Source organism: Paenibacillus sp. ACRSA, from assembly GCF_022346845.1.
Lineage (GTDB): Bacteria > Bacillota > Bacilli > Paenibacillales > Paenibacillaceae > Paenibacillus.
Window position 1 is genome coordinate 838070 of the sequence record NZ_JAKRNP010000001.1, and the last position, 20648, is coordinate 858717.

14 protein-coding genes are annotated in these 20648 nt (G+C 42.8%); 2 read left to right on the plus strand and 12 right to left on the minus strand.

Going from position 1 to position 20648, the window contains the following annotated elements:
• Window positions 1–12 precede the first annotated feature (12 nt).
• The 3 genes from MH215_RS03885 to MH215_RS03895 all read right to left on the minus strand — a co-directional run bounded on the left by MH215_RS03885 (window position 13) and on the right by MH215_RS03895 (window position 4588).
• Window positions 13–1230, minus strand: coding sequence for a glycoside hydrolase family 5 protein (locus MH215_RS03885; RefSeq protein ID WP_239288283.1), 1218 nt, complete (start codon window positions 1228–1230; stop codon window positions 13–15).
• A gap of 264 nt (window positions 1231–1494) precedes the next feature.
• On the minus strand, window positions 1495–2523 hold the full coding sequence (locus tag MH215_RS03890) for a leucine-rich repeat domain-containing protein (protein WP_239288285.1): 1029 nt from the start codon (window positions 2521–2523) through the stop codon (window positions 1495–1497).
• Between the two features lie 319 nt (window positions 2524–2842).
• Window positions 2843–4588, minus strand: a complete 1746-nt coding sequence (locus tag MH215_RS03895) for a methyl-accepting chemotaxis protein (protein ID WP_239288287.1) — start codon at window positions 4586–4588, stop codon at window positions 2843–2845.
• Between the two features lie 262 nt (window positions 4589–4850).
• On the opposite strand from MH215_RS03895, the gene MH215_RS03900 reads away from it, so the two are divergent.
• Window positions 4851–6920, plus strand: coding sequence for a methyl-accepting chemotaxis protein (locus MH215_RS03900; RefSeq protein WP_239288289.1), 2070 nt, complete (start codon window positions 4851–4853; stop codon window positions 6918–6920).
• A gap of 106 nt (window positions 6921–7026) precedes the next feature.
• On the plus strand, window positions 7027–8202 hold the full coding sequence (locus MH215_RS03905; RefSeq protein ID WP_239288294.1) for an aminotransferase class I/II-fold pyridoxal phosphate-dependent enzyme: 1176 nt from the start codon (window positions 7027–7029) through the stop codon (window positions 8200–8202).
• A gap of 163 nt (window positions 8203–8365) precedes the next feature.
• Here MH215_RS03905 and MH215_RS03910 read toward each other — a convergent pair whose 3' ends face one another.
• From MH215_RS03910 to hcp, 9 genes are all read right to left on the minus strand, one after another.
• Window positions 8366–10411, minus strand: coding sequence for an iron ABC transporter permease (locus tag MH215_RS03910; RefSeq protein ID WP_239288295.1), 2046 nt, complete (start codon window positions 10409–10411; stop codon window positions 8366–8368).
• Window positions 10408–11412: an ABC transporter substrate-binding protein gene (locus MH215_RS03915; protein WP_239288299.1), complete on the minus strand. Its 1005-nt coding sequence runs from the start codon at window positions 11410–11412 to the stop codon at window positions 10408–10410. The genes MH215_RS03910 and MH215_RS03915 overlap by 4 nt, the downstream gene beginning before the upstream one ends.
• Window positions 11413–11592: 180 nt before the next feature.
• On the minus strand, window positions 11593–12135 hold the full coding sequence (locus MH215_RS03920) for a CueP family metal-binding protein (RefSeq protein WP_239288304.1): 543 nt from the start codon (window positions 12133–12135) through the stop codon (window positions 11593–11595).
• Window positions 12136–12267: 132 nt separating this feature from the next.
• On the minus strand, window positions 12268–12717 hold the full coding sequence (locus MH215_RS03925; protein WP_239288305.1) for a V4R domain-containing protein: 450 nt from the start codon (window positions 12715–12717) through the stop codon (window positions 12268–12270).
• A gap of 258 nt (window positions 12718–12975) precedes the next feature.
• Window positions 12976–14427 (minus strand): glycoside hydrolase family 1 protein, encoded by a 1452-nt coding sequence (locus MH215_RS03930; RefSeq protein WP_239288306.1) that lies wholly within the window; start codon window positions 14425–14427, stop codon window positions 12976–12978.
• Window positions 14428–14440: 13 nt separating this feature from the next.
• Window positions 14441–16303, minus strand: a complete 1863-nt coding sequence (locus MH215_RS03935) for a beta-glucoside-specific PTS transporter subunit IIABC (protein WP_239288309.1) — start codon at window positions 16301–16303, stop codon at window positions 14441–14443.
• 146 nt (window positions 16304–16449) lie between these two features.
• On the minus strand, window positions 16450–17289 hold the full coding sequence (gene licT, locus MH215_RS03940) for a BglG family transcription antiterminator LicT (protein ID WP_239288315.1): 840 nt from the start codon (window positions 17287–17289) through the stop codon (window positions 16450–16452).
• A gap of 358 nt (window positions 17290–17647) precedes the next feature.
• Window positions 17648–19033, minus strand: a complete 1386-nt coding sequence (locus tag MH215_RS03945; RefSeq protein WP_239288317.1) for a PTS transporter subunit EIIC — start codon at window positions 19031–19033, stop codon at window positions 17648–17650.
• A 222-nt stretch (window positions 19034–19255) separates the two neighbouring features.
• Window positions 19256–20548, minus strand: coding sequence for a hydroxylamine reductase (hcp, locus tag MH215_RS03950; RefSeq protein WP_056701675.1), 1293 nt, complete (start codon window positions 20546–20548; stop codon window positions 19256–19258).
• Between the last annotated feature and the right edge of the window lie 100 nt (window positions 20549–20648).

Genomic DNA, 20648 nt, shown 5'->3' on the forward strand with positions numbered 1-20648 from the left:
CCAAACAACGAATTATTGCATACCTTGCATAATTCCATTAATAATTCCTTGCTGAGTTACCGTATTGTTGTATCGGTTAAACAAGCCGAATCCATGCTGACCGTTGTAACCATTGTCCCAGTATACAGGCACCATTTTATACTTTTTGGCTGTTTTCGCAACAGCCTTTGCAAATATGGCACGGTACGTATTGTTGGTAGAATCATATGATGTTTTATCAATGGAGCCGAATTCACCAATGACCACAGGATAGCCTTGTGTCACAAACTTATCATGCATCGATTTGAACTGTGCTTCCAAGTAATCCTCTTGTCCCCAGGTAGACTTCTTGGATGGATTGGTCGCTGTTGCGCCCCATTGCGTGATGTTACCATTCTCCTCACCTGCAAAATCCCAAGGAGAATAATAGTGTGCCGAGATCATAATTCTTTTTTCTGAACTCGGAATAGTCGATGATCTAAACGTGTCTGTCGGCACAACGAAACCATAGTTGCCTACTGTATAATCAATATTCGTATTCCAACCTGGGATCAGTAGCCATCTAGCACTATTGTTTCCCCCAGTTTTCCGAACAGTATCCACGAAGATCTGATTGTAAGCATTGAGGTTCGCATAGTAGGTAGGATTAGGATTACCGTAATTCCCGTCAAATGTTTCATTCATGGACTCCAGAACAAGTCGCTCATCATAATTAATGAATTTATTGGCAATTTGTTGCCATACACGTTGATACTTTTCTTTGATCTGTGCTTGATTCGAACCGTTCACAAGCAACCATCCACCTTGAACGGAATTGTAACCATCCCCGTGGATGTTAATGATGACATAGAGCCCTTCATTATAAGCGTAGTCCACAACCGTTTTTACCCGATTTAACCATGTTGCATTAATCGTATAGTTGGGAGCGCTTCCAATATGGCTCAAATAGGACACTGGGATACGGATTGTGTTGAAACCCGCTGCCTTAACCTTCTTGATCAACTCTGGAGTAACGGTAGGATTATTCCATGCTGTCTCGCTTGGTGTACCATTGACTGATGCCTCCAATGAATTCCCCAAGTTCCATCCTGCACCCATCTCATAAACGATCTGCGAAGCCGGCAGTGATCTGAAGTCCGAAGTAATTGGTGTTGCCGCTGATGCCTTAGAACCCCATCCAGAGAAGACCACTGAAGCCAACAAAACGAGAGCTAAGCTATGAATGCCTAATTTCTTAATCTTCATAAGCATGTCCAACCTCCATTTAAATGAATAGTTTATGCACACCTACATAACCGTTCCATGATTAAATTCAATCAACGTTCGGAGAATACGGAGCCTCCCTTCTACTAACTTAAGGAGATAAAAGTGGTAACAAACTTTACCGATAGATTCCCTTAATCATCTATGCTAATTGAATAATATGTGACCAAATAATACCATATATTTGTAAAATAAGGAACTACTATTCTCGGGAAATTTAACTATTTTGTCGAAAAATCTATTATGATCACGCTACATCAACACACGAGATAGGTGCGCAAGCGCCATCGATTGAATTCGATTTTCTTCTGGAATATTTTCATAGAGAAGATCCGCTTTACCTGCTTCGACCATTCGTTTACGCAAAGCACCGATTCGTCCTTTATTGACATCCATAAAACGAAAATCCACCTGTCGTAAATGATCCATTTCCGACATACGGTCAAAGGCCTCGGCCTTAAGCTTTGGATTAATCTCTTTTAATTCAAGCACCTCTAGTTGGTTTGCATTCCATAGATGATCTATATCCTGCAATGACTTCATGTAGTCTAGTTCAAGTTGTCTTAGGTTACTCATACTGGAGAGATCGCATAAGCGCTCTACTTTGGGAAGGGACAGCCGCAGATAGACCAAATTATGCAATGCTTCTAATGCATCAATGTTGCTTAAATTACGTATGGCAGATAACCGCAGCATGTTAATGTTTGAGCTAGCTAGGACATCCAGTGAGTCATTTAAGGTACAGCTGTCTATAGCTAGATACGTTAAGAGGGGTAGATCTACAACAAAATCAAGCTTCTCGATAGCGCAGTTCAGTACAAGTGTTTCCAACCGGATACAATCCTCGATCGGTGAGAGATCATTGAATTTGCCACTCAGCGACAGGTACTTTAAATACTTGAAATTTCGAATAAAATCAAGGGATTGCCCTTTTGGTGAATGAATCTCCAGATAATCCATGCGGTCTAATGCACTCAATGGATTCAAATCCTGTCTCTGCTGAAGATGGAGCTTCAGCGCAGTAACATGCTTCAACTCTGCAAGTTGTGCTAACACTTCCTCTGAGGAAGGACTGTTCTTCTCCACTTGGGATACGTACAAAATCAGATCCGGTCTTCTCGCAAATACATGTTGATCTAATTGAATGAGATCATGCAACTTATCTACTCCAACTACATAGCTGATCGTCGCTCGATTCCGCAAATGTCTCACAGCGTCATCCATCTTGTCCATTGTCCAGGGAACCCCGCTCATTGATGCAGCCCAAACTTCACTCATCATTCGTCATCCTCCATTTACCCATTATTATTTATTGAAATGAGAATTTACCGATTTTAGATCACTTCCTATAATTGTAAAGGAGGCTGATAACATTGAGAAGTACAATGTTGGATTTATACCAATTGGTTAGCTCCGAAACAGCTACACAAATGTATCATCTTCGAGCTTTCCCGATGTCCAGCAGCAAATAATCATCACAAAAAATACACCCGTTTACCGATCACACGAAGGTCTCCGACTCTTCACATTCGGTACAACAGGGTGTATTTCTATTTCTATTTCTATACATATCAATTAAGCAACTCATTTTCACGTAGGTCTATACTTTAAACCCTTTCACAAGATCGTTTAGACGCGAAGCACTTTCCTTCACTTGATCCGACTGGTCGGCTACCTGCAACGATTGCTCCGTAGAGGACACCATGTGTTCAGCAATATGCTGACTCGATGCAGCGGATTGCTCACTAGCCGTTGCGATCTCATGAATCGCACGTACGAGCGTATCAACCGTTTGTTTTACCTCTTGAGCCGTCTTATGAAGATCGTTAACGGTATTGGCTTGATCCACTGCATTGTTGTAGTACTGCCCGGCCGTATTTTCCAATAGCTGATAGTCGCTTCCCACCTGATTATACATAAACGCAAGCATTTCCTTAGCGCTAGAGGATAGATGAGCAACCGATTCGGTAACTTCACTGGTGACATGCCGAATCTGATCTGCCGCTACTCTAGAGCCATCTGCCAATTTGCGAATCTCCTCAGCCACAACGGCAAATCCTCTTCCTGCCTCTCCTGCACGAGCAGCTTCAATGGAAGCATTTAATGCGAGCAAGTTGGTTTGCGCCGTAATATCCAGAATAGATTGGGATAATACACTAATCTGGTCAACCGCATTGGCACGTTCCAATGCTTCATTCATTTTCGCACTTGTACTTGTATACATGTCTTGCGCCACCTTACTAGATTCACTAGCCTCCTGTTTCAGAGCCTCAGCTTTACCGCTAGTAACGTTCGCGGACTCTGCCTCCTCCTTCGTACGAGAAGAGATATATTCCGTAGCTCGAAGCACCTCATTAACCGATTGATTCATATTTTCAGTATATGCCGAAGTCTCTTCCATCGTAGCTGATAACTCTTCCACGGTAGCAGATACTTCCCGTATACGCTCGTTAAGCTCCGACATATTCTGATTAGTAAGATCACTCATCTCGTTGATCTGACCAGACTCTTGAACCACACTCGTAATAACCGTTGAAGTAGCTCCGGTCATGCTATGGATTCCACGTGCAATGACACTAATCTCGTTATTGCCCTCGAGTAGATTCGGATCGAGAGTAGCTGTCAAATTCCCCTGCGTCACTTCAGCACAGTAGTGATTGATCGCACGCATCCGCAGAATAATATTTCGAATCGTGATAAACGAAACAGCCCCAAGAATAGCAAATGAAGATATCAACACAATACTAAGTAATACCGCTTTTTCTCTAATCGTTTCCTGAGCAGCATCGTACAGCTTCGCGGATTCCTCTTCGATATATGTACTTAGCTTGGTGATCGTTTCTACAATGACTGTACTGCTTTTGTTAATTCGATTTCTCTCTTCATCATCGTAAGTACCTGTTGTCTTCTTCACGTTCATGATTCGTTCGATATCCTGGTCATAGACTTCAAGTTTAGCCTGTAGATCAGTAAAAATCTCTTGTTCTGTTGGATCTAATGATCGTGCGGAGAACTCATCCATTCCAGCCATTACATTGCTCTTATTTTTCTGAACTTGCTCATATTGCTTATCCGTATACTCTTGCTTGTCGAGAAGCTTCGTATAATTAGCTCGCATATTATAGAAGTCCGCTTTGATTTCTAGAATGTTCGTCTGATGTAGGAAGCGATCAGTATAGAGCTTCCCCTGTCCCTCTTTTACCTCATTCATACCGAATATTCCAGACAGGAATAAGATAAATAGCCCCACTAAACTAACTGCGAGCATCAAGATCAAGGTTGTAGTTAACCTCAGATGTTTAATTCCCCTCCTCTTGGGTTCACTATGTAATGATTTTTGTACCATGTGTACTCCCCCACTTTATTCATATGACTTAAATTTCACATCGTGATAACTATATATCGGTCAAATGAGGTTCCAATTGTTAGATGGCGATAAAAAGGTTCATCACTTTATTGCACAAATGTGAAGGAACTCTGCCCTCGTAGATACGATCTAGACCCTTTCATTTTTTTTCGTACAACCTATAAAAACCTACATAAATCTATTTATTTTTCCGACATATACTTAGGAGCATTTAGCTTAATAATCATCTGGGAGATGGAACATGAAAAAAATGTTGAAGCGGGGATCTCACGGTGCCAAAGTAACTAGCATCGCCAACACAGTATCTATTGTATTGTTAATTATTATCGTAGTCGTCTTCACCGTTCTTGGCACATTTATGTTTTCGAGTACACGGAGTATCCTGATCAAACAACAGGAATCTATGCTACAGACCAAGACACAAGCTATTGTCAGTGAATTTGATGCGATGTTTAAAGAAAAAGGATCACTCGTGAAACAGATGTCAACGAATACACTTTTTCAACAATATATCGAAACCACCGAATCAGCAGAAGTGGCGACAACCTCTCCACATGCTGAAGAGACACAGGCAACATTAGCAGCAATTGTCAAAGAAGAGCCTTCATTTGCTGATGCTTGGATCGCAGGTATAGAAGGAAAGGGATTCTGGCTACAAAATGATGGCGTCTCTTCCGCGCCGGACTTTGATATTCAGACTCGTCCCTATTATGAGCCTATCCGATCTACAGATGGACTGTACTATTCAGATCCATACATCGATATCGCAGCAGGTAATGTACTGATGGGCATTTTCTATCCGATCAAAGATAACAATCAACTCATCGGGTTTGCCGCAGCGGATATCGCATTCAAAGACATTCCTGCTATTATGGAAAGCTATTCTCTTGGGAACACGGGCTATTCCATACTGGTTTCCAAGACAGGAGAAATTCTGTACCACCCGGATGAGGAGAAAGTTCTAAAAGAAAACATTACAGACAGCACTAGCGACCTGGGGGAAATCGGTAAGAAGATGATTGCTGGGGAATCCGGTGTACAGCTTATTACAGACGACAACGGGGAACGACGTTATATCGGTTATGCCACCAGTAAAGATACCGGATGGGCGGTAGGTCTGACGATATCTGAACAAGAGGTTCTTGAAGAACTGAAGACGTTCACCTGGATTACACTTAGCGGATTTGCTGCAGCTACCATTTTATTGGTGATCATCTGCTACATTACACTTCGTTATCTGTTAAGATCCATTCCACAACTGCTCGCGAAGATCAAATTGATTGAGCAAGGGGACTTAACGATTCAGCTGGACGCCCAAGCGAATAATGAGATCGGTCAAATATCTCGTGGCATTAATACGATGGTGCAAAAAATTCAGAGCATGCTGCAAATCGTAGGCAGCTCTGCTCATGTACTGAATCAGTCCTCTACCGATCTACAGTCGATCTCTTCAAGAACGGCTACAACGATGAATGATACATCTATAGCCATTAATGAGATTGCGAATGCGACCAACTATCAGTCGATTGAGACAGAGAACATTTTACGTAAAACAGGATCGTTATCAAGCCAGATCGACGAAATTGCAACCGATGCTCAAGCGATCGAAACGATGGTACAGACCTCGGCTGATCAAAGTGGACAAGGATTAACTGTCGTAGAGCAGCTGTCTCAGTGGGCCGAAGAGAATCATAATTCCACACAAGCCATTTCATCCATTATTCAGGAAATTGACCAGAGCCGTCATGAGATTTCCAGCTTCGTGGACACGGTCAATCAGATTGCAACACAGACCAACCTGCTTGCCCTTAATGCTTCAATTGAAGCAGCACGTGCAGGAGAACAGGGTCGAGGATTCGCCGTTGTGGCGGGAGAAGTACGTAAGCTTGCTGAACAGACCGCACTTGCGACCCAGGAGATTTATAAAAAAGTACGTGTTATTGAAGAAAAAACAACCACATCGGTTGAGCATACTGCTCGTGGCATGAAAATCGCGGAGGAAAATGCGAAATCTGTAGAGGATACGAAGCAAGTATTCTTCAGCATCAACAAAGACTTGGAAGATTTGAAATTGCGCATGATTCAGATTAGTACAAATACCGCTAATGTGCATAAGCACAAAGATGAAATTTTGCAGGCACTGGAGATCATCTCTTCCACTACCGAAGAAAATTCAGCTTCAACCGAAGAGGTTAGTGCCAGCACGCAAGAACAGCTAGATAGTATTGAGCAGGTTGCTGACTTATCCAAACAGTTGAATCAACTATCCAGCAAGTTACAAGAGGAACTCAAACAATTCAAAGTCGAATAAACTATCCGTATTACGGGGTATCATACCCGTCTCCTCTTCTCATTTACGCCCAGTCCATCTATTATAGATAGATATGTGTACGATGAGGAATGGAGGATACGACATCATGGAATTTGCAAAACGTATGAATCACTTTAGTGAGGGGATCTTCACCCGTTTGCTTGAAATCAAACGCGAACGGTTAGAGAAGGGACAAGCGGTGATTGATCTTAGTGTGGGGACACCTAATATCCCGCCTGCCCCCCATATCATTACAGCACTGTGCGAAGCCGCGGCAGATCCCCAAAACTACATTTATGCGGTAAATGACCAGAGTGAACTATTACAAGCGGCCAGTACATGGTACAAACAGCGTTATAATGTAGATTTAGATCCAAAAACACAAATCTGTTCCTTACTCGGCTCACAAGAAGGGCTTGCTCATATTTCCCTATCCATCGTTGATGAAGGAGATTTGGTTCTTGTTCCTGATCCATGTTACCCGGTATTCGCAGATGGGCCTTTGCTTGCTGGAGCTGAACTGTATTATATGCCTCAACAAGAAGAACACGGATATGTCATTCAGCTAGAGGATATTCCAGCGGACATCGCAGCCCGTGCGAAATTCATGCTGGTGTCTTACCCTAACAATCCAACAACAGCGATGGCACCGGAGCAATTCTACGTGGATCTGATTGCCTTTGCCAAGAAGCATAATATTATAGTTCTTCATGACAATGCCTATAGCGAACTTGTATTTGATGGCAAGACATGTGGGAGCTTCCTCTCCCTGCCTGGAGCGATGGATGTAGGCATTGAATTCAATTCCTTATCCAAAACGTATGGACTTGCTGGTGCGAGAATTGGCTTCTGTGTAGGTAACGCATCGGTTGTCTCTGTGCTAAAGAAATTAAAGTCCAACATGGATTATGGCATGTTTCTACCGATTCAGAGAGCCGCAATTGCAGCCATTACCGGAGACCAGTCACAAGTTGAACAGGTAAGAGCCATTTACGAGGAACGCCGGGATATCCTGTGCGAAGGCTTCAGCAGACTCGGATGGAATATCGCGAAGCCCGAAGCGACAATGTTCATCTGGACGCGGATTCCTGCGCATTACAAGTCTTCAGAACAGTTCGCGACAGATCTCGTTAACCAAACAGGCGTAATCGTTACCCCAGGTAGCGCATTTGGTCCTTCTGGTGAAGGGTATGTCAGACTGGCTCTAGTGCAGAGTCAAGAACAGTTAGAACAAGCACTTCAATACGTAGAAGCCAGTGGGATCTTACACCCTAACAACTAAATACAGCAACAACAAAGAAGAGAAGCACGATTGCCCTGTATAGGGACTCACAGTGCTTCTCTTCTTTGCTGTCTAAGCAGAACAGCCCGCTACATGAGCGGGCTGCAAGGCTATTTTACATATATACATACTATGATGGGATGTCCATGTCCTGATCTAGCTTTTACTTGATCGACTTGCGCCAGTTGGAGCGATACATCAGATAAAGGAAATATGGTGTACCAATGAGCGCGATCAGTATGCCTGATGGGATCTCCGTTGGTGCCATAACCGTTCTACCAATCGTGTCTGCCAATACCAACATAACCGCACCAACCAAGGCAGACAAAAACATCGAGCGTCTTAACTTATGTCCAGTAAGTAATCGAACCATATGCGGTGCAATCAGACCGATAAAGCCGACTGTACCTACACATGCGACAGCACCGGCTGCCAACAACACACCTGTTGCCATTGCCATTAACCGTGTTCGGCGTACACCTAAACCAAGTCCTGACGCACTATTATCATCAAATACTAACAATTCAAATCGACGAGCAAGCCACCAGGCAATCGGTATGAGAATGACTAAAAATAGACCGATGACTCTCACCTGTTCCCAAGTACGCGCATACGTGCTTCCTGTCAGCCAGATATATCCGCTGCTTCCATATACCGCGCCACGCACGATTAGAATCTGGATACCTGCGCCAGCAATGGCGGACATCGCAATTCCTAGCAACACGACCGCAGAAGGATTTAATCCTTTTTTCCACGAGAGGGAGAACACGACTGTTGCAGCGATACCTGCACCGATAATTGCTGCAATAGGCAGCAAAAACACGGGGAGGCCTGGCCAGAGAATCATGACCATCATCGCTCCCAGACCTGCGCCTGAGGATACCCCCACGATGGAAGCGTCCGCCAGTGGATTACGTACCGCCATCTGGATCAATACACCGCTAATGGCCAGTGCAGCTCCAGCACCTGCCGCAACAAGGGTACGTGGAATACGCAATTGGATTATGCCGGAGAATAACCCATCTGACGTGAATAGACTCGGTATTAGATCACCTAAGGGAATACGCATCCCACCAAACATTGTACTAACCAAAATCAGAAGTATCGTGGCGGCACTGAATACAACCGCCAATGGACCAAAAGCCCAGCGGCGACGTGCACCCGTACTCATGGAGGTGGTCATGCCACCGCCATTTGCTGCTTTCATCCGGGTAAGCACCAGCCAGATTAACCATGGTGCCCCAATGATCGCCATCACAGCACCCGTTGGCAGCTCCATACTGGAGTTATGTACCATTTTGGCAAGTACATCCGCACCGATGAGCAACGCAGCACCCCATATAAAAACACCCGGTAATAATAAACGATTAGAACGCACTCCACTTAGTCGAACGAGATGTGGTGCAACCAATCCAACAAAACCGATTGGCCCAATAACGCTGACGATTACTGCTGCCAGCAATACGGCGAGGAGCAAACCACCTGCGCGAGCCAATCCAACCTTCTGCCCTAATGAGGAAGCGGTTGATTCATCCAGCTCTAACATGTCCCACTGCCGGGATAACAACAGAGCAAGGAGTGTAATACCGATCACCCAAGGCCAAGCATAGGCTACGCCACTCCAGTCATTTTGCACAAGTGTTCCGGAGCCCCAGAGGAATAACCCCTGTGTTTCCATGGAGAAAAAAATATGTAATGCACTTGTGAATGAACCAAGTACCATCGATACAATCATACCTGATAATGCAAGTCGAACCGGGCTTGAAGCTCTGCCACCACCCATGAAATAAGCTGCAAATGCAGCCACCAATCCACCTAAAGCAGCAAATAAGAAGGGAGACTGACTGAGTAAACCTGGAAATAAAATCGCTCCGAGCACAACGATAAAATATGCTCCCGCATTAATACCTAATGTATCTGACGCAGCCAGCGGGTTACGCGTAATCGTTTGCAGTAAAGCCCCTGCTACAGCTAATGCTCCACCTGCAAGAATACCAATAACAGTTCGAGGCATACGTAGATCCCAGATCATATTGTGCTCTAATGTATTCTGCTTACCAATCAGAGAATCGACAACAGTCTGCAATGGAATGGCTGCCTCACCATAACAAAGGCTTACAAAAAAAAGCACGATGAGAGCGGTTAAACCGCCCCCATAGATGCTTATTGTGCGCCAGTTCACGGCTGGCTTAGCTTGAACCGAACTCATTTCGTAATCGCTCCAACGACTCCATCAACGAGAACTTTGGATGAGATTGGCCCACCAAATGTCCATGTTGTGCTGTCCAGTTGATATACTCGTTTGTCTTTAACAAAGTTCAGACCATTCCAAACAGAGTTATCTTTCATTGCTGTGCCAAACACGTCATCATCTGGCTGTGTGATATAAATGAAGTTGCTATCTTGTACGGCAGACAGGGATTCAATACCCACTGTGGAGAATCCGTATCCTTCCAATTTGTCCGGCTGCCAGTCATTAACGAGTCCAATTTTGTCCAAAGTACCTACAACAACTGAATTATCCGTAAACATACGCAAGCTTGCAGCATTCTGATAAGTAAATGCCTGTGTCAGTGCAAAGTGGAAGTCTGATTTACCCGCATCAGCTAGCTTTTGTTTCGCTTCTTCATAATGCTGATCGAGATCAGCAAGCACTTCTTTTGCTTTATCCTCTTTTCCAAGTGCAGTTGCAATGGAGTTGAAGATCTCTGTCATTTTGTCATAGTTATAACCATCACCGTTGTATGGATCAAATTCAAGCGTTGGTGCAATTGCATTCAGTTGATCATAAACAGCATTATTATTATCAGCATTTGCAATGATTAGATCGGGTTTGAGGGCAGCAATGGCCTCCAAGTTTGGCTCACTGCGTGTTCCAATATCCGTCACACTGTCGTCAAGAGCAGCTTCGGAAGTCACATACACTTTATAGTTAGCGTTGTCTGCGTTACCTACTGGCTGAACGCCCAGAGCAACCACATCTTCGGTATAAGTCCATTCCAATGTAACAACTCGTTCTGCAGGCTTGTCTAATTTAAGCTCACCACGATTATGTTTCACCGTTACAGGGCCTGCTGTCTCTTCAGTAGGGGCACTGCCCGAATCGGCTTCCTTGCTTGTATCATTAGTTGTGCTAGTAGATTGACCACACCCCGCTAGCACGAGTGCAAATACTAACATCAACAAAAGTCCGTTCAAACTCTTTTTCATAATTCTGTTCTCCCCTATTGATATATATTTATATGATAACAATTATCATTATCACTATTGAATTATCACCTACCTGTACTATTTTGTCAATGGGATTGCCATGTGTTTGATATGATCTTCACAAAAAGAAAAAGGAATTACTCTTAAGTAATCCCTTCCCTTAGATATATTACGTTTATTTTAACTTAGCTGCATCGTTGTGATGCACGTATTATCATTGTCATATGTAGACAGTTGGGCTTCAGCAACTTTGCCATCATGAACGACACGAATGAGATAGGTTCGATCTCTGGGCAGCCACATATCCATAAACCCATTTGCACCTGACTTCATTGCAGACTCTTTCATATAGGTATTCCCCTCGGAATCGTGAACCGTTACCAAGAATTCCTCATTGATCAATTCTCCCTGACAACCGGTCAAGCTATGAATTTCACAAGGATGGGTCTGCTGCACGAAAGGAGCAATGGATAGGAAAAATTCATCTGTTGGTAAATCATAAGTCTTGGTGTGTTTATCTTGATCCGTAACAATTAACTGTTTCGCATCAATAGAGGCAGATAAAGGCATCTCTTTACCTGTACTGATATCATGAACCAATTTTCTAACATTAGGCGCATTCTCGGTTCCTGTCTCTTCTCTACCCGTATTGATTGCAATCAGATAGGTTCCTAACACAATCACTACGACTAGACTAACAATGATCCACATTGTTTTCTTCATCCGGAGTACATCCCCTCAACCATTTTCATTCATTATAATGGAGAACAGATGACTATGGACTTTAACAACCAGGAATTCACCAGATATTCACAAATATGTATGACTCATTGTCTGAATACTGATGATATTACTCTACATTCGGATCTCATACTCGCAGTGCTCATGCCCACTCACATTACATTTTGTTTCCTTCACTGTCACCCTTCGTTTCATCATCTTCGTCAGTGCACCCTCAAGAATCGCGCCTTCCAGGTCACAGACCATCTTCTCATCTTCAAGAGTTGGTAGTCCTTTGCAAAAGCAGTCATCTACTGCAACAGTCATCTTATGTTCATCTCTCTGCAAAATCCGGGGAATGCCAATCTGCAACTCTTCAAACAGGTTTAACAACTCCTCAACCGTATGTACAGGCAGGTTCTCTCCAATTTTTCGACCAATAGTTAGCGTTGTACCTTTGCCACCCATCGGCAGCCCCTGATTCAACCCAATTAAACGAATGGTGCGAAACAATTCCAGTGGTACCATATTCCCTAGTTTCTCACGATTTATCTGTTTCATATCGTCAAATGTATAATCTAGCATCGTTACGACCTCCTAGTAATAATCTATGCTTCTATACTGACAGAAGAGGTCATACCTTGCCTTGATTTGAATCAATAGTATGTATAATGCGTTTTTTTATGCTTAACCGAGTTATTGGATTAAAAAATGTAAAACCTCTCTTACCTGTCGTTTAAACGATCAGGAATGAGAGGTTTTACTTATAAGCATTTTATTAATCTAGCAATGCAACCACTACATCAGCAGCTTTTTGCTAAACAGAATATTTTTCATATAATCTCAGCCCAGGTTCTCCCCATTAGATTCAATCACTTGTTTATACCAATGGAAACTCTTCTTCTTACTTCGTTTCAGGGTTCCGTTACCTTCATTATCCTTATCCACATGGATAAATCCGTAGCGTTTAGCCATCTCGCCAGTCGAAGCACTGACGATATCGATGCAACCCCAAGCTGTATAGCCAATCAGATTAACCCCATCACGAACGGCTTCTCTCATCTGTTCAATATGATCTCGCAAGAAATCAATTCTGTACGTATCATTGATAGAACCGTCTTCTTCAACAATATCAACTGCACCAAGGCCATTTTCAACAACCATCATTGGGATGCGATATCGATCATAGACATGATTAAGAACATAACGAAGTCCTACAGGATCAATCTGCCAGCCCCAATCGTTTGCTTTCAAATAGGGGTTTTTGAATCCGCCAAATACATTACCTTGGGTTTCGTCACCCTCTGGACGGGTGCCTACCACATGCGATTTGTAGTAGCTAAAGCTATAGAAATCAACACAGCCTTGTTTTAATATAGCCTCGTCTTCTTCTGCCATCTCAATATGAATATTGTTTTCTTCAAAATATCTTCTAGCAAAGTCAGGATATTCTCCTCTTACTTGCACATCACTGCTCAGCATATTGTTAACCTGATCCATTCGCAGAGCCTTTAACATATCTTCCGGTTTACATGTGCTTCCGTACCCATGACTATAATTGATCATGCAACCCACTTGAAATGCCGGATTAATCTCATGAGCCAGTTTAACAGCTTTGGCACTCGCTACAAATTGGTGATGTAGAGCCTGGAATCTCAACTGTGTACTATCCACAGCAGTATTGTTGAATATACCACTGTCATCAACCAGCAATGCTCCTGCTATATACGCACCTGCTGGAACAATCAAACTGTTGATTTCATTAAATGTAATCCAGTATTTCACAACATCTTGATATCGTGTAAAGATAGTCTCGCAATACCGGACGTAACACTCGATCATCTCTCTAGAGGCCCAGGCGTTGAACTTCTCAGTTAGTGCAAACGGAGCTTCATAATGAGAGATCGTTACGATCGGTTCAATATTATACTTTTTTAATTCATTGAACACATTGTCATAAAACTGTAGTCCTGCTTCATTTGGCGTGATATCGTCTCCGTTTGGAAAAATTCTGGACCACGCAATGGACATTCTAAAGGAACGGAAACCCATCTCTGCAAACAGTCGAATATCTTCTTTGTAATGATGATAAAAGTCTACTGCCTCATGAGAAGGATAGTGTACACCCTCCTCAATATGTTTCGTAATGCGTCTTGGAATAGTATGCGTTCCACCCGTCATCATATCTGCTGTACTGGCCTTTTTACCATCAATATTCCAAGCACCCTCATATTGATTCGCAGCCGTAGCGCCACCCCATAGGAAAGATTCTGGAAATACGCTTATATTATTCATGTATTAATCCTCCTTAAATAATCTTTATCAATTTCTCACCCATCGTGATGGATGGCTTATCAGTACCAATTACATCTGTAAAGTCATTTGAATTGGTAACGATAATAGGTGTAGTTAAATCAAAGCCTTTCGCGGCGATTGCATCCGTATCGAATTCGATGAGCAAATCTCCAGCTTTTACTTCATCACCTTCTTGCACATGAACCTTGAAATGTTCACCTTTCAACTTCACTGTATTCATACCAATGTGAACGAGAAGCTCTGCGCCATTATTGGAGCTAATACCGATGGCATGGTAGGTAGGGAACACTGCGGAGATTACACCATCCGCAGGTGAAACGAGTTTCCCAACAGTAGGTTTAATAGCAATTCCTTTTCCCATTGCTCCCGTTGCAAATGCTTCATCCTGAATAGTGGACAACTCTAGAACGCGACCAGTCATCGGTGCAGTGAGTACATGTTCCGAAATACCGGCAACAGGCGTACGGTTAGTCGAAGTAGACTTTACTTCTTCTTCCTTCTTTACATTCTCAGGTACATCTTCAAATCCTAAAATAAGAGTCATCAAGAAGGTGACAACAAAGCTAATAACAAGACCAATTGCTGCATGCACTAAGTTCCATGGATTATCGGTGATAAATGCTGGTAACGTAGCCAAGCCGGCAATACCTAGAGCGGATCGAGCTACACCGAACAAACCTACATAAATACCACCTATAACACCACCAATGACAACAGCGATCAGAGGTTTTTTCAATCGTAGAGTAACACCAAATAGTGCAGGCTCGGTAATCCCGAGCAATGCAGTTACGCTGGTAGAGTAAGCGACTTGTTTGAATGCTTTATTCTTGGTTCTTAATGCGACAGCGAGCGCAGCTGCGCCTTGAGCAATGTTGTGTACGAGCATACCTGGGCCGACAATGCTATCGGTTTTGGTTTGTGCATAAGCAGTGAGAACAACTGGCCCCAAGCTATAATGCATCCCCGTCAGAATCAGGAAAGGGAACGCTCCGCCGATAATACCAGACACTAACCATCCTGCATGTGCATTGACGTAAGAGACAGCGGATGCAAGATAGTTACCAGCAATTGCACCCAATGGTCCTAGAACAATTAATGTCAAAGGCGCCATGACAAGGATTACAATTAACGGTTTCAAGATTGATTTAATCACGGAAGGAGAGAACTTCTCTGCAAATCGCTCCACATAGGACAGAATCCATACTGCTAGAATGATGGGAATGACTGAAGACGAATACGTTGCTTGTGTAACAGGCAAACCTAAGAATGAAACAGGCTCACCTGCAGACAGCAAAGCAGAGAAGCTAGGATGCAATAAGATACCTGCAATCGTTAAGGCAAAGCCCACATTAGCTTTAAGTTTAACTGCCGCACTCCAAGCGAGGAGCATCGGCAAGAAATAATAAGCCGCATCACCAACGAAGGTCATAATCGTATTGAATTGACCATCAAGATCAACGAGATCAAAGGTTTTCAGAATGAGCAGAACTGCCTTGATCATGGCACAACCAATCATAGCGGGTAGAATCGGGGTGAAAATACCAGAGATCGTATCCAGAACCGTAGATATTTTTCCCTTTTTCACCGCTGGGCCATCATTCTTACTTGTGAAGTTTCCGAGTTGCGCCAAGGCTTTGTAGACGTTGTTTACCTCATTACCGATAATGACTTGATACTGCCCTCCACTACTGGCAACGCCCATAACCCCTGGAACGTTCTTCAATGCTTCATTGTTGGCAATTGACTCGTCCTTAAGATTAAATCGCAGCCTAGTCGCACAGTGTGTTACACTATCTACGTTTTTTTCGCCACCGACTAATTTCAAGATATCGGCGGCCGTGCTTTCGTGTTTCATGTACTGCTCCCCCTTAACATATTTTTTAATAAAAAAAGACCTAGAGTTCTATCGAATATAGATATGCTCTATAAACGATGGAACTCTAGGTCTTGCCTGCCTCACCAGTAACAATCCTAGTATAGTCATTATGGAGCGCTGAGGAATCAAACCTTTTCTTCATCAGTCACTCTTTTAATATGAACCGTTAAATACACCAATTCGTCTTCAGTTAATTCTTTACCATAGTCGACCCGAATGAATTGCGCAATTCGGAGGCTACATTGATACTCAAGCTTATATTTTTCTTTAATAATATTGAGAAAATCGCTATCGTTACTTGTCACTACCGTATTGTTAAACAGACGATATGCAAAAAATTTCAAGTGTGTGATCAGTCTGGCGTAATGAAGGGAATTTTCATTAAAGTGAATTTTGAACTGATAACGAATAATATTTAGTACTTTCTGAATCAACTGCGTGATCTTCATCGTTTCTTCCATTTCAGAGCCCAGTTCTGCGTTAACGATATGAAGCGCAATAAAGCCAGCTTCATCTTCAGGCAACGTAATGTTGAATTCCTGATTAATCATATCCAGCGCTTTCAAAGCCACACGATATTCATTTGCATAAAACGCTTTAATTTCTGACAATAACGCATTATTAAAATTCATCCCCTGCTTATAACGAGATACTGCAAAGTTGATGTGGTCTGTTAACGTTAAATATATATTTTCATTCAGCTCTTTATCCAAGGATTGTTTGGCATATTGAATAATGCTGTCGGACACACGAATATATTCCATCGGTATTTGCGCGAGCAGGGCGTACAATTTGCCTGTTACATGCTTGGACTTTAGAAAAAATTCTTTTTCAATCTTCTCTACTGTAACATCGTCTCCCTTTTTCTTCTGAAAGCCAATGCCACTCCCTAACAGCATCATCTCCTGGTGTCTTTCATTGACTGCGCAAACGACATTATTATTAATAATTCGTGTGATTTTCATAACAATCTCCTTTTAAAATGGCACGTTAACATTATTTGGAAACAAAAAAAGACCATTAATAGTGCACACATGTTTATCGAAAATCTACATGTTTGCACATCAATCGGTCTTGCCTGCTGATCAGTAACAATCCTGATTATATCCATTATTCATTTATACAAGTATCTTAGTTGAAGACTTAATATTTGTCAACATAGTCATTTAAGGTGCTTTAATAAGCAATTTTCGAATGATTCAAAAAGGAAAATCAACATGTACTGACGCACAAAAGGGACTGACCTTTTTATGCGCGAAGCAAAGATCAGTCCCTTGTAGTTTGTCTGGAATAGTTAGTTCATTCATACTTCTGTTGATGTAGTTATTTAGCTTGTCGTCCAGTTAACCAATAATTCAATGCACCTGCTACTACAAAGGATACTGCCAATCCTATGCAAGCATGCAATACATTCAATGAGCCTTCTTCTATGAACAATGGAATCTGGAACAAACTGCCGAAACCACCGCTAATTACAGAAATACTAACAGATGTAAGTCCCATGTATAATCCACCTATACCCCCACCTAGTAGTGCTGAGTAAAAGGCGATCCTCTTGCTCATATTCACTGCGTAGATTGCAGGTTCAGGTACGCCTAGAAGTGCTACAACGGAGGACCATACGGCTGTTCTTTTCGTTTCGCCCTTTCTGCTTCGAAGGGCAACTGCCAGCGCTGCACCCGCATGTCCAAACATTGCAACAAACATCGCAGGAAGTACAATAGAGTAACCCGCAGACGTAAGTTCATAAATGATAATTGGAACTAGACAATATTGCAATCCAGCAATCATCAACAGGGAGAAAAATGCAGCAATTAACATAACCGCCAGTACGGGCGCACTTTCCACAAGTGAGCTAATCCACTCTCCAGCATAATCATCCACGAATGTCCCAATGATACCTAGAATGAGTAACATGAGTGGCACGAGGATCACCAAACTCATGAATGCAGCGGCAATCCCTTGGAACGCTCTAGGTGCTCTGCTATTAATCTTTCTTTCCAGATATGCTGATGCGATTACAGCTAGAATAACCCATGGAACGGAGGAATAGAGAGATGGCTGTGAGATAATTTCCACGCCAAACAAACGAGCTGTTTTCTCACCGTTTAACCACATGGAAACCTCAGGATAGAACATGAATCCGCCGATGGAGGCTGCCACATACATATTGCTTCTCAATCGATAAGCCGTGCTAACCGCGATAAGTACAGGTAATAAATATACCGGGGTATTTGCGATCATACTCAGCAAGTTGAATATAGGCTCATCTATCAACATCGGATCATCCGATATGAGTTGATTCAGTAGTAGAATGATGCCCAATATGACCTTAATAAGCCCCGCCCCAAGAATCACGGGCAGTAATGGTCTAAATACATCGGATATAAAATGCAAAACTGAAAAGGATCTCTTTGCCTCAAGCCTGGTTTCCTGTTCTCCATCCTCAATCTTATGTACATAATAGCTACCCGTAAGGGTGTTGAATACTTCTAATGCTACGCTCTCTGATTCTAATTCGATCCGGCATCGATTACGTTCAAGCTGAACATTAGCTGTAAACTGCTTCGCAGAAAAAATGGAGAAATCCGCCTGAGTCCGATCTTTCAGCACGAATGTAATTGCACTCATTTCATGCTCTGCACCTCTAATATTGTCCTCCCCTCCTGCAATTTGCAAAAGATCTGATACAAGTTGCCTGTGTTTCATGGATATATCTTCTCCTCTTACAACGGTAAACCGAGTTTATTTAAGTCCTCTATCTATATATCCATTTCCACAAATAAATCACAATAGGATAAATAAACCAATTATGATTGCACATCTGAGTATGTACACTAGGTGAAATGAACCACCAGAAATACAAAATAAAGTAAAGCAAAAAAACCTACCGTAATGGTAGGCTCTTCACTTCAAAATCTATAAGTATAATTAAGACAATGCCAGCATTGCATTCATGTCTTCTTCAGCAGTTGTAATGAGTTTCAGACCAAACATCTCTACCAACACTTCTAATACTCCCGACGAAATGAATTCCGGCGGTTTCGGTCCAATACGAATATCCTGAATGCCTAAGCTGAACAAGCCTAACAAGATTGCAACAGCCTTCTGTTCGAACCATGACAGCACAATGCTGACAGGCAATTCATTCACGCTGCAACCGAAGGCATCAGCTAAAGCCATAGCAATTTTTACAGTAGAACCGGAGTTGTTGCATTGCCCCAGATCGATATAACGCGGAATACCGGTATCGCCTACAGTGCCATAATCCACATCATTGAAGCGGAATTTACCGCAGGAAGTAGTCAGAATTACCGTATCATTCGGAAGAGATGTTGCCAACTCACGGTAATAGTTGCCGCCTTTCCCCGGTGCGTCACAACCTGCGATGACGAAGAATCGGCGAATATGTCCATCTTTGACCGCTTGGATAATCTCCGGTGCCAGCCCAATGACTGTCTCATGGTGATACCCCGTAGTTAAAACCTGTTCCGATTGTACGTTAGCTACAGGCAATGACAATGCTCGCTCAATTAGACGTGAGAAATCATCGTTTTCTACCTTCTCAACGCCCTCTAATCCAGCAACTTCGTACGAGAAGAAGCGATCAGCATACGTTCCTTTGATCGGCATTACACAGTTCGTCGTCGCTAGAATAGCCCCTGGGAACTGTTCGAACAGTCTACGCTGATCATACCAAGCCTTACCGATATTTCCTTTCAAATGTGCATACTTCTTGAGTGCAGGATAACCGTGTGCTGGTAACATCTCGGAATGTGTATAAATGTTGATGCCTTTACCTTCGGTCTGCCGCAGCAGTTCCTCCAGAGCATACAGATTATGTCCTGTCACTACGATACAATGTCCTTCGATCTGATTCTGACTTACCGTGATCGGCTGTGGAATTCCGAAGCGTTCTGTATGCGCCCGATCCAGCACATCCATGATGCGAATAGCTGCATTGCCCACTTGCATCGCCATATCGATATGCTCTTGGACATTAAAATTGGAATTCGTTAGTGTCATGTATAGAGCTTCATGCGTAATCCGATCTACTTCAGGATCGGTATATCCCAACTGCCGTGCATGCGTGGCATAGGCGGCAATTCCTTTTAAAGCAAAGATCATCGTATCTTGTAGACTGGCTACTGTTTCATTTTTTCCACATACCCCAACGACGGTACAACCCCCACTTGGCGTCTGTTCACACTGATAACAAAACATATATCGTTCCCTCCAAACTTGGTAACAACTCGTTATTAACAAGCCTAGCAGAGACTTCAAGGTACAAGTGTGATTAAAAACACAGTTCTGTAATCTTCCA

Coding starts and splice junctions, on each gene's coding strand:
- MH215_RS03930 (WP_239288306.1), bottom strand. CDS start 14,427: ATGAATAATATAAGCGTATTTCCAGAATCTTTCCTATGGGGTGGCGCT.
- MH215_RS03945 (WP_239288317.1), bottom strand. CDS start 19,033: ATGAAACACAGGCAACTTGTATCAGATCTTTTGCAAATTGCAGGAGGG.
- hcp (WP_056701675.1), bottom strand. CDS start 20,548: ATGTTTTGTTATCAGTGTGAACAGACGCCAAGTGGGGGTTGTACCGTC.
- MH215_RS03905 (WP_239288294.1), top strand. CDS start 7,027: ATGGAATTTGCAAAACGTATGAATCACTTTAGTGAGGGGATCTTCACC.
- MH215_RS03885 (WP_239288283.1), bottom strand. CDS start 1,230: ATGCTTATGAAGATTAAGAAATTAGGCATTCATAGCTTAGCTCTCGTT.
- MH215_RS03890 (WP_239288285.1), bottom strand. CDS start 2,523: ATGATGAGTGAAGTTTGGGCTGCATCAATGAGCGGGGTTCCCTGGACA.
- MH215_RS03900 (WP_239288289.1), top strand. CDS start 4,851: ATGAAAAAAATGTTGAAGCGGGGATCTCACGGTGCCAAAGTAACTAGC.
- MH215_RS03920 (WP_239288304.1), bottom strand. CDS start 12,135: ATGAAGAAAACAATGTGGATCATTGTTAGTCTAGTCGTAGTGATTGTG.
- MH215_RS03915 (WP_239288299.1), bottom strand. CDS start 11,412: ATGAAAAAGAGTTTGAACGGACTTTTGTTGATGTTAGTATTTGCACTC.
- MH215_RS03935 (WP_239288309.1), bottom strand. CDS start 16,303: ATGAAACACGAAAGCACGGCCGCCGATATCTTGAAATTAGTCGGTGGC.
- MH215_RS03895 (WP_239288287.1), bottom strand. CDS start 4,588: ATGGTACAAAAATCATTACATAGTGAACCCAAGAGGAGGGGAATTAAA.
- MH215_RS03910 (WP_239288295.1), bottom strand. CDS start 10,411: ATGAGTTCGGTTCAAGCTAAGCCAGCCGTGAACTGGCGCACAATAAGC.
- MH215_RS03925 (WP_239288305.1), bottom strand. CDS start 12,717: ATGCTAGATTATACATTTGACGATATGAAACAGATAAATCGTGAGAAA.
- licT (WP_239288315.1), bottom strand. CDS start 17,289: ATGAAAATCACACGAATTATTAATAATAATGTCGTTTGCGCAGTCAAT.